Origin of the sequence: Novosphingobium sediminis (assembly GCF_007991615.1) — a bacterium.
In the GTDB taxonomy this organism is placed as follows: Bacteria; Pseudomonadota; Alphaproteobacteria; order Sphingomonadales; family Sphingomonadaceae; genus Novosphingobium; species Novosphingobium sediminis.
In genome coordinates, this window is record NZ_BJYR01000017.1 from 1 (window position 1) to 14053 (window position 14053).

General features: G+C 66.9%; 11 protein-coding genes. 7 read left to right on the plus strand and 4 right to left on the minus strand.

The genetic code is table 11. The features are described 5' to 3' along the window. The 3 genes from NSE01_RS12950 to NSE01_RS12960 all read left to right on the plus strand — a co-directional run. Positions 1-2929, plus strand: a 2929-nt coding sequence (locus tag NSE01_RS12950; RefSeq protein ID WP_147160067.1) for an error-prone DNA polymerase, incomplete at its 5' end; no start/stop codon positions are given. Between the two features lie 46 nt (positions 2930-2975). Beyond that, positions 2976-3467: a GNAT family N-acetyltransferase gene (locus tag NSE01_RS12955; protein WP_147160068.1), complete on the plus strand. Its 492-nt coding sequence runs from the start codon at positions 2976-2978 to the stop codon at positions 3465-3467. Further along, complete coding sequence (locus NSE01_RS12960) at positions 3452-4162, plus strand: phytanoyl-CoA dioxygenase family protein (RefSeq protein ID WP_246135202.1); 711 nt, start codon at positions 3452-3454, stop codon at positions 4160-4162. The genes NSE01_RS12955 and NSE01_RS12960 overlap by 16 nt, the downstream gene beginning before the upstream one ends. Here NSE01_RS12960 and NSE01_RS12965 read toward each other — a convergent pair whose 3' ends face one another. Beyond that, positions 4163-6850, minus strand: coding sequence for a coiled-coil domain-containing protein (locus NSE01_RS12965; protein ID WP_147160069.1), 2688 nt, complete (start codon positions 6848-6850; stop codon positions 4163-4165). Between the two features lie 72 nt (positions 6851-6922). On the opposite strand from NSE01_RS12965, the gene NSE01_RS12970 reads away from it, so the two are divergent. From NSE01_RS12970 to NSE01_RS12985, 4 genes are all read left to right on the plus strand, one after another. Further along, complete coding sequence (locus tag NSE01_RS12970) at positions 6923-7228, plus strand: Hpt domain-containing protein (RefSeq protein WP_147160115.1); 306 nt, start codon at positions 6923-6925, stop codon at positions 7226-7228. A gap of 64 nt (positions 7229-7292) precedes the next feature. Then, entirely contained in the window at positions 7293-8537 is a 1245-nt protein-coding gene (locus NSE01_RS12975) for a hypothetical protein (RefSeq protein ID WP_246135203.1), read from the plus strand. Between the two features lie 51 nt (positions 8538-8588). Beyond that, positions 8589-9545, plus strand: coding sequence for a hypothetical protein (locus NSE01_RS12980; protein ID WP_147160070.1), 957 nt, complete (start codon positions 8589-8591; stop codon positions 9543-9545). Beyond that, complete coding sequence (locus tag NSE01_RS12985) at positions 9542-10948, plus strand: sensor histidine kinase (protein ID WP_174812046.1); 1407 nt, start codon at positions 9542-9544, stop codon at positions 10946-10948. Before NSE01_RS12980 ends, NSE01_RS12985 begins: the two co-directional genes overlap by 4 nt. Positions 10949-10976: 28 nt before the next feature. On the opposite strand, the gene NSE01_RS12990 is transcribed toward NSE01_RS12985, so the two are convergent. The 3 genes from NSE01_RS12990 to gltX form a co-directional block, all read right to left on the minus strand. Continuing rightward, a complete protein-coding gene (locus NSE01_RS12990; RefSeq protein WP_147160071.1) occupies positions 10977-11168 on the minus strand; it encodes a hypothetical protein in 192 nt (63 codons plus the stop codon). Between the two features lie 19 nt (positions 11169-11187). After that, positions 11188-12474: a citrate synthase gene (locus tag NSE01_RS12995; protein WP_147160072.1), complete on the minus strand. Its 1287-nt coding sequence runs from the start codon at positions 12472-12474 to the stop codon at positions 11188-11190. 81 nt (positions 12475-12555) lie between these two features. Further along, positions 12556-14028 carry a glutamate--tRNA ligase gene (gltX, locus tag NSE01_RS13000; RefSeq protein ID WP_147160073.1) on the minus strand — a complete coding sequence of 491 codons (1473 nt, stop codon included), beginning with the start codon at positions 14026-14028 and terminating at the stop codon, positions 12556-12558. Between the last annotated feature and the right edge of the window lie 25 nt (positions 14029-14053).

The window sequence follows — 14053 nt, forward strand, 5'->3', positions numbered from 1 at the left end:
CGCGGCAAGCACCGCGTCTGAACAGCCCACCCCCAGCCCCTCCCGCTTGCGGGAGGGGGGAAGTAACCACAGGCTTTCCCTTCCGTTTCCCGCGCTTCTCCCCCGGCTTGTCCACAGCCTGCCCAGCCTGCGCCATTTGGCCGCCAGCTACCTCTACAGCGGCGACGACATTGCGCGGATCACCGCGCTCGATGCGCTTGCCCGCGAGCATGGCCTCAGCCTCCTTGCCACCAACGATGTCCACTATCACGAGGCCGCCCGGCGGCCCTTGCAGGACGTGATGACGGCGATCCGCCACAAGACCACCGTCGCGCGCGCCGGGCACCTGCTGCATCCCAATGCAGAGCGGCACCTCAAGTCGCCCGAGGAAATGCTCCGCCTGTTCGAGCGTTGGCCCCAAGCCGTGACCGCTGCGCGCGAACTCGCCGATGCCTGCACCTTCAGCCTCGACGAATTACGCTACGAATACCCCGAGGAAATCTGCCCCGAGGGCCGCACCCCGCAAGACTGGCTGGAGGAGCAGACCTGGGCCGGAGCGGATGGCCGCTACCCCTCCGGCGTGCCCGCCAGCGTGCGCACCACGCTGGCGCGCGAACTCGCGCTGATCGGCAAGCTGAACCTCGCAACCTACTTCCTGACCATCAAGGATATCGTTGATTTCGCGCGTAATCAGGATCCGCCGATCCTGTGCCAGGGGCGCGGCTCGGCGGCCAATTCGGCGGTGTGCTACTGCCTCGGTATCACCGCGGTCGATCCGGCCCGCCACGCGCTGCTGTTCGACCGCTTCATCTCCGAAGACCGTAACGAGCCGCCCGATATCGACGTCGATTTCGAGCACGAGCGGCGCGAGGAAGTGATCCAGTACATCTACCGCCGCTATGGCCGCCAGCGCGCGGGGCTCTGCGCGACAGTGATCCACTACCGCCCGCGCATGGCGATCCGCGAGGTGGGGAAAGCGATGGGCCTGACCGAAGACGTCACCGCCGCGCTTGCGCGCACCGTCTGGGGCGGGTGGGGCAGCGAAGTGGCCGAGCGCAATGTCGAGCAGGCCGGCCTCGATCTTACCGACCCACACCTCAAGCGCGTTCTGAAGCTCACCGAACAGATGATTGGCATGCCGCGCCATCTCTCGCAGCATGTCGGCGGCTTCATCCTCACACAGGGGCCGCTGACCGAGACGGTGCCGATCGGCAATGGCGCCATGGCGGACCGCAGCTTCATCGAATGGGACAAGGACGATATCGACGCGCTGGGTATCCTGAAGGTCGATGTCCTCGCACTCGGCATGCTCACCTGCATCCGCAAGTGCCTCGATCTGCTGGGCGAGCATCATGGCCGCAGCCTGACGCTCGCCACGGTCCCGCGTGAGGACCCGGCGGTCTATGCCATGTTGTGCAAGGGCGATTCGCTCGGCGTGTTCCAGGTCGAAAGCCGCGCGCAGATGAACATGCTGCCGCGCCTGCGCCCGCGTGAATTCTATGATCTTGTCATTCAGGTCGCCATCGTCCGCCCCGGACCGATCCAGGGCGATATGGTCCACCCATACCTCCGGCGGCGGCGGGGGGAGGAGGCCGTCAGCATCCCCGCGCCCGGTCCTGCCTTCGGTCCGCCGGACGAACTGACCTCGATCCTCGCGCGCACTTTGGGCGTGCCGATCTTTCAGGAACAGGCAATGAAGATCGCGCTCGATGCGGCGAAGTTCAACGGCGCGGAAGCCAACCGGCTGCGCAAGGCCATGGCTACGTTCCGGCGGCGCGGCATGGTCGAGGAACTGCAGGACATGATGGTCGAGCGTATGACCGCGCGCGGCTACGACCGCGAGTTCGCACAGCGCTGCTTCAACCAGATCCGCGGCTTTGGCGAATACGGCTTTCCCGAAAGCCACGCGGCGAGCTTTGCGCATCTGGTCTACGTTTCGAGCTGGCTGAAGTGCCACTACCCGGCGGCGTTCGCCTGCGGGCTACTTAATTCGCAGCCGATGGGTTTCTACGCGCCCGCGCAGATCGTGCGCGATGCGGTGGAGCACGGCGTCACCGTGCTGCCGGCGGATGTGAACCATTCGATGTGGGATTGCACGCTGGAGGCGGATGGGGCGGCGCTCCGCCTTGGCCTGCGCCAGATCGATGGCCTGCCCGAAAACGTCGCCGCCGCGCTGGTCTCGGCGCGCGAGGCGGGGGGCAAGTTCGCTGATGCAGGGGCGCTCAAGGCGCGGGCTGGGCTTTCGCCCGCGGTGATCGAGCGACTAGCCGCCGCCGATGCGCTGGGCTCGCTTGGGCTTTCGCGGCGGCAGGCGCTGTGGGATGCGCGCAGCCTGATCGCCGCGCCGCCGCTGCCGCTGTTTGCCGCCGCCGATGCGCGTGACGAAGGCGAGGAGCGCCGCCGCACGCGCCTGCCGGTGATGCCGCTCTCCGAGGAAGTCGTCGCCGATTACCAGACGCTGCGGCTTTCACTGAAGGCGCACCCGATGGCCTTCCTGCGCGCGGAACTGGCCGAGCGCGGCTTTGTGCGCGCCGCCGATCTCAGGGACCGCAAGGTGCGCTCGATGGTGCGCGTGGCGGGCGTGGTGCTTGTGCGCCAGCAGCCGGGCAGCGCCAAGGGCGTGTGCTTCATCACGCTGGAGGACGAGACCGGAGTGATCAACCTCGTGATCTGGCCGGACCTGAAAGAAAAGCAGCGCAGCGTGGTGATGGGCGCGCGGCTGATGGAAGTGCGCGGGCGCGTGGAATACGACGATGAGGTGATCCACGTGATCGCCCAGCACCTGACGGACGCGAGCGAGGGGCTGGCACGGCTCTCCGACGACCCGCTCGCCCCTGCCATGGCCCGCGCCGATGAGGTCAACCGGCCCGTGGTCGGCCGCATGGGCCCGCCCGCGCGCAGCCATCCGCGCAACGTGCGGGTGATCCCTAAGTCGCGCGATTTCCATTGAGGCCACGTGCCACAATTGCGCCGCGAGCGCTTCCTAATGGCACGCCATGGACCTCGTTAGACTGACCCCCGAAGACGCGCCGCGCTTCCTCGCGCTGCGCAGCGCCATGTTCGGCGCCGAAGCGATGAACTTCAGGGGAGCCGCTGCCGACGATGCCGCCCTCGGCGAAGCGTTCTGGCGCGAACGACTGGCGCGCGATCATGTTTATGCCGTCATCCGGGACGGCGAATGGCTGGCAGTCGGCGGGCTCAGCCGCCTTGCCGGGGTGAAGCTCGATCACAAGGGCCTCGTCTGGGGCATGTATGCGCTTCCTGCCACGCGCGGCAGCGGTGCCGCCGCGCGCATTCTCGATACGCTGGAAGAAGCCGCCCGCACCATCGGCCTGCGCCAGCTCCAGCTCACCCTGATGGCCGACAACGCCCGTGCCCGCCGAGTCTACGAACGCCACGGCTACGAACTTTACGCGATCGAGCCGGAATCTGTGCGGCGCGAGGATGGCAGCTATGTCGACGAAGCGCTGATGTGGAAGCGGCTGTAGTTCTGGCCAGACAGGCGTACAAAGCCATCGTGATGCAATTGGAAAGCGACGGAGCAGAGCATTTTCCGGGTGCGGCCCTGGCCGTCATGCCGAGCTTGGATGCAGCCTTGCGGGATCTGGAAGCCGGTAGGGCCGGCATAAGGCTCGCGCATGCTCACGGCCTTGCCGATGTGCTGTCCTCGCAAGGCACAATTGGCGCCATCGCTGCGCACTTTCGGGGAACGGGCGTCAAACCGGTCCGCGCTGTTCTGTTCGACAAGACTGCAGAGCGAAACTGGGGGCTTGGATGGCATCAGGACCGCACGATCTGCGTAGAGGCTCGCCGCGATACGCCCGGTTTCGGTCCTTGGACGATCAAGGCAGGTCTGACGCACGTGGCGCCGCCGTTCCGCTATATCGAGCGAATGATCACGCTGCGCGTTCATCTTGATGACGTCACAACGGCGAACGCCCCGCTGCTGGTCGCGCCCGGATCGCATAAATCGGGCCTGATCCCGGTCGGAGATGTGGCGGCGGTCGTCGCGGCCTGTGGTCGTAAAAGCTGCCTCGCCCGGGCGGGCGACATTTGGGCCTACGCCACACCCATCCTGCATGCTTCCGAGGCTGCGAGCCAACCAGCCCGGCGGCGGGTTCTGCAGATCGACTATTCGGCAGACGAACTGCCGGACGGTCTCAACTGGCTCGGCGTCACCTGATCACGTCCGCAGACGCTCGATCCCCTGCGCAAGCGCCACGTAGAGCTTGCCCATGTCGGACGACAGCAGCGTCACGCCCAGCGCATGGCCGTCGCGCGTGGAAAGGAGTTGGCGCAGCATCGCTTCGAAATCGTGGATGTAGCGGTTCACGTGGCTGCGGAATTCGCTGTCCGCCTCGTAGTGCTGCTGCACCGCGCGCGCTTCGCTGCTTTCCAGCAGGCTGACCGCGCGGCGGGTGAAGATGCCGCGATCGCCGCGCAGGTACGAGGCCCAGGCGGTTTCGGAGACGTCCGCCGAGAGCACCTTTGCGATATCGATGGCTGCGGAATTGAGCGATTCGGTGATGAGCGCGGTGCGGCGGGCGAAGTCGTTGTCGACCTGCTCCTCGGCGCGCTCACGAGCGCGGGCGACGCGGTTCTCGAGGTTGCCGGCGAGCTCGTCCACCTTGGCAAGCTGGTCGCGCATCTGGATCGCGGTTTCACGGCTGGTGGCGGCGGCGCTGTCGATCGCTTCCTCGAGCCGCGCGACGAGTTCGGCGCCGCGCCCCTGAAGCACGCGCGTGATTGCACCTGCCAGCTGCCCGTCGATATCGCGTGAAAGCGCATCGCTGTCCTCACGCGCGGCCGCGAGCAGGGCGCGCAGTTCGCCGAGGCGCGCTTCCTGTTCGGCAGCCTGTGCGGCCAGCGCCTTCTGCATTCGTGCCGCCTCGGACATCGCCGCCTTGAGGCCGCTGCGGGTGCTGTCAACGTCCTGCGCCAGCGCGCGGCCGGTATCGCCCGCTTCGCCGAGCACCGAGCGCATCTGGTTGACCCGGTTCTCGAACACGCCGAGGCCTGCTTCGGCATTGCCCAGCGCTGCCGGAAGCACGGTGCCGGCATGTTCGCCGCCCGCCTGAATCAATTCGAGCAGCCGCACGGCCGATTCGGTGAGCGTGCCGATCTGCCCGTCCGTCCCGGTCAGCGCCTCGCGCATGTCGACCAGATGCTGGGTCAGCGTGGTGAGCGCGCGGTCGATCATTGCCGCACTGGCATCGCCCGCTTCGCCCGATGTCTTGAGGGTGGCGCTGAAGGCCGCGACTTGCGCTGCAATCGCATCGCACTGCTGGCCTAGCGCGCGGGTTTCCTCCAGCTGACGCTGACGCTGCGCTTCGACTGCCGTGTCGAGATCGGCGAGCTTGCGGGCAAGCGCCTCCGCGGCTTCGGCCCCGGCAGCAGCCATCGCCTCGCGGCGTTCGCGGATCGCAGTGTCGAGATCGGCAAGGCTTTGCGTGAGGGCGGCGCGCTGCTCGGCCGAAGCGACTTCCAGATTGGCGCGCCGGGCAGCGAGCTGCTCATCGAGCAGAGTAGCGTCCTCAGCAAGGCGGCGGGTGAGATCGGCAGCATTGGCCTCGAACGCAGCCAGACGATCGCGCGACGCGGCAATCAGCTGCTCGTGATCATTGCCGATGGCTTCCACCGCATGGCGCAAGGCGGCGAGCTGGGTTTCGGAGCGTTCGGCGAACTGGCGCAGCGCCGTGTCTTCCGCGCCGCTTAGCGAGCGGCTGAACGCTCCGCTTTCCGCGCGCATTGCGGCAAATCGCGCGCCAAGAGCAGCGAGGGTGTCTTCCTCGCTGCGGATGATCGCCTCGCGCTGGCGGGCCAGCTCTTCACTCAGGGTCTCGGCGCGAGCCCGGATCGCGGCAAGCGCAGCGATTTCCTCGGTATCCAGCCGTTCACGATGCGCTTCGGCGCCTTCTTCCAGCGCGGCAAGGCGCGCTTCACTGTGCTCGGTGATGCGAGCCGCGCTTTCCTCGAATGCGGTGAGGGCGGAATCGACCCGCTCGCGCACCACCTCGACCTGCCGTTCGCTGGCCTGGCCGAATTCGTTGAGGCGGAGGAAGCCAGCGACAAGGTCCTCCAGTTGGGTGTGCGCGGTGCGTCCGGCATTGGCGATGTTGTTGGTGACGTCCTTGGCCGAATTGGCGATCACGGGCAGCTGGCCGCGCAGCTTCTCCATGTTCTCCAGAGCGTGATCGGAGACGGTGGCGATCTGTTCGACCTGTGCGCTGTTGCCGGCGATGAGCGCCTGCAATTGCGCCGCGTTGCCGCTGATCCGTTCGACCGCGATGCGGCCCAGCGAATCAAGATCGCGGCCTTGCGCGGCGAGGAAATCGCGCGCCAGCGAAAGCTCGGTGTTCACCGCGGAAAGGCGGCGCTCGAGCTGCTGCGATTCGATGCGGAGCAATTGCGCGGCATCGCCGAAGCGCGCAGCCTCACGCCGGCTGCTGCGCCGCGCGAGGAGGAGCGCGACCAGCACGACCAGCACCGGGGTCGACCACGCCGAGAGCAGGCCGGTCCAAACACCCAATGGCTGCGCCTGCTGGAACGTGGCGAGATTGCCAATGACAAATGCCGCCGTCCACGCCGCGATCAGCGCACCGGCAACGGCGAGGCCGAGCCATTCGCGCTCCAGCTTCGGCGTGTCGTCTGCGTCGTCGTCCCACACGGCCATGCTGTCTTCCGGGGTAGGGGCAATCGGCCAGCCGCCGTCCGCCATGTCGTCGCCCGCTGTGGTGAGCGCTGCTCCCGCATCGGCATCTTCCACCAGCGCTTCACCGGCAAGGCGCTTGCCCAGCCGCACGGCAGCCGCTTGCGCTGCTTCGTCGTCCGCGCCGCCTTCGATAGCGATGATCTTTCTTCCCCCGGCCATGTCGGCAGTCTTAACACACTTCAGGCCGCTGCTTAAAGCAGGGGTTAACGCAATCACGATAATCCTTTGGCCATGGCTTACCTTGGCGATGCGATCGATGCCCATCTGGCGGCAGCAACCGGCGACAACACGGAGCTGTTTCGCGAGATACGCGCGGCCTTTGTCGAAGGCGCGCGCCGCCAGCTTGATCTCCTGGGCCGCGCCCGGTGCGACGGAAACTGGGCAATGGCGGCGCAGCGACTGAAGAGCCTCGCCGCGACATTCCACGCAGAGGAACTCATCGCGCTGGCTGATAAGGCATTGCAGGGTGCGCCGGGCGAACCGGGCGTGCTGCGCGCGATTGCTTCCGCGCTCGATTCGCTGGAACCAACCGACTGATTCGTCGCCACACTTGGCATTGCCGCCCGGCGGCCCTAGCATAGGGGAAAGGGAGGTCACCGCCTTGCGGGTCGCATTGCTTTCGTTGATGGACGCCGCTCAGGGCGAGCCACAGGGCCTTCGCGGCCTGCTGCCGATTGGTGGCCGCTCGATTCTGCGCCATCAACTCGGCCTCGCGATGGCGCTTGGCTGTTCGCGCATCGTTGTGCTGGCCGAAACCCTGACCAACGATCTCGTCACGCTCCAGCATACAGCGGAAGCGGGCGGCGCGCGCTTCCATGTGATCGCATCGGCCCGTGCACTGGCACCGCTCGTCGCAGCTGAGGATGAGCTGCTTGTGCTGGGCGAGGGGCTGCTCGCCATGCCCGAGGATGCGCTGAGGCTGCTCGGTGATGGACCGGTCGTCCTGACCCTTCCGGTCGAAACCGGGCTCCCGCTCGGCTTTGAGCGGATCGATATCAACAATGCCGGAGCGGGCGCAATGCTGCTGCCGGGCAAGCTGATTGCCGCACTGGGCGATCTGCCGGGCGACTGGAACCCCGGCTCGGCGCTGCTCCGGATCGCTTCGCAGGCGCGGATCGTGCAGCGCGAACTTCCTGCCTTGCTGCTCGATCAGGGGCGCTGGCGTCTGATCCGCGATGAGGCCGAGGCGCACCGGGCAGAGCCGGGCTGGGTGCGGCTCCACACCGCCAGTGCGCAAGTTCGCTCGCCGGGGTTGTGGCTTGCCGCCGGCATCGTGCGCACGCTCGGCCCGGCGCTGCTCCACGCCGGCACGCGGCCCTATGTCATCGCGCTGGGCGCTGTGATCACCGCGCTGCTCGGCATCGGCGCAGGCTGGTTTGGCTGGTGCGGACCGGGCTTTGCCATGCTCGCGCTGGGATGGCTGGTCCACCAGGTCGCGGGCCTGCTCGCACGGGTCGAGCGGGACTCGCTGATTTCATCAACCGGTGTGGCCCCGCTCGACCGGCTGGCCGACTGGATCCTCGACGGCATGTTCATAGCGCTCTGCGCGTGGCGGACCGAGATCCCTGCCATCGCCGGTGTGCCATGGGGCATTGCATGGTTTCCGCCCGTGGTCCTTCTTCTGCTGGTCCGCCTGCTTACCCGCCTGCAACCCGATGAAGCGTGGGTCTGGTGGCTGAACGACCGGTTCGTGCTCGGTTCTGTACTGGCGTTTTCCAGCATCCTGCTGCCGTTCGATTTTGTGCTGCGGGTGCTGATCGTGACGCTGCTCTTCGCTGGCCTCATTCTGGCGGGACGCGGCGATGGGCCGGGAAGCGCCTTGCCTGGTGGGGGGCGGCCCGCGTGACGGTTCACCGCCTAACCCCGAATTAACCAGCGCGGGCGTAAGCTGGTGAGGATGGCCATCCCTGCAACTTCCGGCGCGCCGGCAAACACGTTTCATTCGCCGCTGGCGGAAGAAATCGCGGCTGCGCGCGGTGCAGTTGCCAATGTCGTGCCGATCCTGCGCCAGCTTTTGCGCAGCGATGACAACTCCATCTTCAGCGACGAGATCATCGCCCGCGTGCGCGGCATGTTCGTCGATGTCGCGCGCCAGCTCGTAATCGCGCTGGCCGAAGCAGCCGGACATGCCGAGCCGGAGGGCTGGGCGCACGAGGCGGCGGAAGAACTCGCCCATGCGTTGGCTGAAAATCCGGCATTTCTCGAGCATTTTCATACCCTTGCGCTGGAATGGCAGTGGACTGTGCGGCTTGAACGCAGCCGAGCGCTCGACCCGGTTCTGCCGCCGCTGCTGCAAGCGCGCATGGCGGATCCCGATGCGCTGGCCTCTGCCGGCGCGATGAACCTTCTCGCTGCGCAGGCCCGCTTCTGCCAGAGCCAGCGCCGCATGCAGTTGCCGCTCGCTGAATTGCCCGGCGATCTGCTGCATATCGCGCTGATGACTCTGCGGGCTCACGTCGGCACGGAAGCTGCGGCCGACACCTATGCCTTGATCGCCGAGCGCAGCGTGCGCGCCGGGATAGACGAGACGCGCTCGCGCCTTGCGCAGATGGGCCGGGTGCTCGATGGCATGGGCGGCAAGGCGCTCTCCGCACTCGAGATCGACAAGGCCGGCCTCGCGCTGTTCCTCACCGCGCTGGCGCGGGGGGCTGGGCTGAGCCGCGAAAGCGCGATCATGGCGACGGTCGATAGCCAGTTGCCGCGTCTACTGCTGGCCCTCAGGGCCTGCGGCCTTGCGCCGAATGCCGTGGCGGATGCTGCGCTGGCGTTTCACCCCGATGCGATCCTTCCGCAGGGCTATGCCGATCTGTCGCCTGCCGATGCCGCTGCGCTGCTTGGCGAGGTGGGGGCATGAGCGCGCTGCGCGAACAGGGCGCTGCGCCGACCACGCCCGGTGGCATGATCCGCGCCCGCACCGATGGCGCCGACCAGTTGATCGCCGCTGACGAGCCGCTCGCCGGTCTGCAAGTTCGCAGCGGCAGTGCGGTGCCCGGTGCCATAGCGATGCCAGCGCTCCTCTCGCTCGTCCGCCGCGTGCGCCGGACCGGACAGCCCGCGTCGCGCACCATCCTCTCGGTTGACGAAGGCTACCCCGTCACCGCGATGGCCTTCGTGACGCCGGAGGGTGAGGGGACTGCGATCGAGCTCAGCCAGTGGCACCGCGGTGAAGAAGCCGCCGCCGAACTGCCCGTGCCCGAAGCGCTTCTGCACCACCTCGCCGAGGCGGAGATCCTGCTCGACGATGCGCAGCGGGTGATCGTCGCAGATGTGCGCGCGGCCGATCTGGCCGGCCTCGCGGCTGCGCTCGAAACAGGACGCGGGCGCTACTGGACCGATTTTGTCACCATCGACCGGGTGAGCGACCTGATGACCGCGCGGCAGGGGCCGCTGCACTGGCGCCTGCTCGATGACGCGCCCTTTGCGGTCGAAGGCTCGACCCGCACCTGGCGTGCGCGCATCCTGCCGCGAGGGCAGGGCGGATTTTCGCTGCTCGCGATCCCTGAAGCCATCGAAGAGCTTCCCGTAAGCCCCGCGGCTCGGGCCCAGAAGGATGAACCCGAGGACGCGCAGCCCGGCTGGAACCGCCTGCTAGGCCGCGATCTTGCGCCTGCACTGCGCCAGCCGATCACCCGCATCATCGCCAATGCCGAGACGATCCGTACACGGCTCGCCGGTCCGCTGGCCGAGGAATACGCCAGCTACGCCCGCGATATCGCCGATGCCGGCCGCCATTTGATGAGCCTGATCGAAGACCTCGCCGATCTCGAAGCGGTCGAGGCACCGGGCTTTGCACCCGCGCCCGATCACATCGATCTGGCCGATTGCGCGCGGCGAGCAGCCGGCATCCTATCCGTGCGCGCGCAGGAACGCGGCATCACGCTGGTCACGCCGCATGCCAACGCGCGCGTGCCCGCGATCGGCGAATTCCGCCGCGTGCTGCAAGTGCTGCTCAACCTCGTCACCAATGCGATCCGCTATGGTCCGGAGGGCTCAACCGTCACGCTGGAAACAGGCGAGGACGCGCGCGGCACGTGGATTGCGGTGCAGGATGAAGGCCAGGGGCTCGATGCCGAGCAGGCCGAGCGGGTGTTCGAGAAGTTCGAGCGGCTTGGCCGCAGCGGCGATGGCGGGACGGGCCTCGGCCTCTATATCTCGCGCCACCTTGCGCGGGCGATGGGCGGTGATCTCGTGGTCACAAGCGCGGCAGGCGAAGGTGCTCGGTTCGAGTTGACCCTGCCGGCGGACCCGGCGGCGTAGAGCGCCGCCCGGTCGGACGGCCGGCAGATTAGCGGCTGCGCTGCGCCACCACCAGCAGAGAGGCGCCGACAAGCGTCAGAACGCCGCCCCAGAGTATCCAGATTTTCTGCTCAAGCATGAAGCTGGAGGCCGGCCACATGATTAGGCCGGCACCCTGGCCCATCCACAGGAGGCCCAGAAAGAGAGCGAACAGGCCCAGAACTCGCAAGGTCTGGGCCATGTCGCTGACCGTCGGCGCCTCAGCGCTTGTCGACGGGAAGGTAGTCGCGCTGCGCCGGGCCGGTGTAGAGCTGGCGCGGGCGGCCGATCTTCTGGCCGGGATCGCTGATCATTTCGTTCCACTGCGCCACCCAGCCCACGGTGCGGGCGAGCGCGAAGAGCGCGGTGAACATCGCGGTCGGGAAGCCGATCGCCGAAAGGATGATACCCGAATAGAAGTCGACGTTGGGGAACAGCTTCTTCTCGACGAAGTAGGGATCGTTGAGCGCGATCTCTTCCAGTTGCAGCGCCGTCTCGAACAGCGGATCAGTGACATTGAGCGAGGCGAACACCTCGCGCACCGTCTGCTGCATCACCGTCGCGCGCGGGTCGTAGTTCTTGTACACGCGGTGGCCGAAGCCCATCAGGCGGAACGGATCGTTCTTGTCCTTGGCGCGCGCGATGTAGTGCGGAATGCGGTCCGGCGTGCCGATCTCGCGCAGCATGTTGAGCGCCGCTTCGTTCGCGCCGCCATGGGCCGGGCCCCACAGGCAGGCGATGCCCGCCGCGATGCACGCGAAGGGGTTAGCGCCCGAGGAACCGGCAAGGCGCACGGTCGAGGTCGAGGCGTTCTGCTCGTGGTCGGCGTGGAGGATGAAGATGCGGTCAAGCGCGCGCTCGACCACCGGGTTCACCACATAGGGTTCCGCCGGCACGCCGAAGGTCATGCGCAGGAAGTTGCCGGTGTAGCTCAGCGAGTTGTCCGGGTAGATGAACGGCTGGCCGACCGAATACTTGTAGGCCATCGCCGCGATCGTCGGCATCTTGGCGATCAGGCGGTGCGAGGCGATCATCCGCTGCACCGGATCGGAAATGTCGGTGCTGTCGTGGTAGAACGCCGAAAGCGCGCCGACCACGCCGCACATCACGGCCATCGGGTGCGCGTCGCGGCGGAAGCCGCGGTAGAAGGTCATCAGCTGTTCGTGCAGCATCGTGTGGCGCGTGATCGTGCGGCTGAACTGCGAGAGTTCGTCCGACGAAGGCAGCTCGCCGTTGAGCAGCAGGTAGCTCACTTCCATGAAGCTCGAATGTTCGGCCAGCTGGCCAATCGGATAACCGCGGTGCAGCAGGACGCCCTCATCGCCGTCGATGTAGGTCAGCGCGCTGTCGCAGCTCGCCGTGCTCGTAAAACCGGGATCATACGTGAACTTGCCGGTCTCGGCATAGAGTTTGCGGATGTCGATGACATCGGGCCCGATCGTACCGCTCTTGATCGGCATGGTGATGGTCTTGCCGCCATCGTTCAGGGTCGCCTGGTTGTCGCTCACGATCTACCCTCCTGTTTTGCTCATTCTGCGGCGGCGGTCAGCCAGCCTGGTTGGGTTCGGGCCGAGGCCCGGAAAGTTACATCACGTTGTCGGCGCAGCCTGATCCCCGATCCGGGCGAGCGACTCGTCGCGTCCCAGAAGTACCAGTACGTCGAAAATACCCGGCGAGGTAGTCGTGCCGGTCAGCGCGGCGCGCAGGGGCTGCGCCAGCTTGCCCAGACCGAGCCCGCGTTCCTCTGCCATCGCCTTGAGTGAAGCCTCGAGCACGGCGGCTGTCCATTCCTCGGCGGCAAGGCGCAGCGCCATCGCGCCGAGCAGCACGCGGGCATCATCGGTGAGCAGGCCGGCAGCCTTCTCGTCAACCGCCAGTGGCCGCTGCGCAAAGAGGAACCGCGCGCCAGTCGCCAGTTCGTTGAGATCGGCGGCGCGCACCTTGAGCACCGGCATCGCCGTGGTGAGAAGCGCAAGGCCTGCCTCGTCCAGCCCGCCGAGGCGCTGCGCCACCAGCGCGGCGAGCCGGGCGTCGTCCGACTCGCGGATGTAATGGCCGTTGAAATTCTGCAGCTTCTTGAGATCGAACCGCGCCGCGCCCTTGCCGACATCGCCGATCTCGAACCATTCAACCGCCTGCTCGCGGCTGATGATCTCGGCATCGCCGTGGCCCCAGCCGAGCCGAAGCAGATAGTTGAAGACGGCTTCGGGCAGCAGCCCCAGTTCGTCGCGATAGGCATCGACGCCAAGCGCGCCGTGCCGCTTGGATAGCTTCGCACCGTCCGCGCCGTGAATCAGCGGGATATGCCCATAGGCCGGATCTTCCCAGCCAGACCCCTCGACAGCCTGCATCGCGCGGATGATCACCAGCTGGCGGAAGGCGTTATTGATGTGGTCATCACCGCGGATCACGTGGGTCACGCCCATGTCGTGGTCATCCACCACCACCGCGAGCATGTACGTCGGCGTGCCATCGCTGCGCAGGATGACGTAGTCGTCAATCTCCACGTTCTGGACGGTGATCGCGCCTTGCACGAGATCTTCGATGGTCGTCGCCCCATCGCGCGGAGCCTTGATGCGCACGACCCACGGCTGGCCTTCCGGCCAGGTCGAAGGATCGGCATCGCGCCATTCGCTCTCTATGCGGAAGGGGCGGCGCTCGGCCTGCGCGGCAGCGCGGCGGGCGGCAAGCTCTTCCTGCGAGAGATAGCAGCGGTAAGCGTGCCCGGCATCCAGCAACTGGTGGGCAATTTGGGCATGGCGCTCGGACCGCGCGAACTGGAACACCGGCTCCTCGTCGCCGCCAAGGCCCAGCCAGTTGAGCCCGTCGAAAATCGCCTCGATCGCCGGCTCGGTCGAACGCGCGCGGTCGGTATCCTCGATACGCAGCAGGTAGGTGCCGCCATGATGACGGGCGAACAGCCAGTTGAACAGCGCCGTGCGCGCTCCGCCGATATGCAGGTAGCCGGTGGGGGAGGGCGCGAAGCGCGTCACCACACCTTTGCGCACAGCAACCGCGCCTGCGCCTGATCCTGCAGAAACGGTGTCAGTGGCGCTTGCCATTACGGGCACTATCCTTCCTAATCCG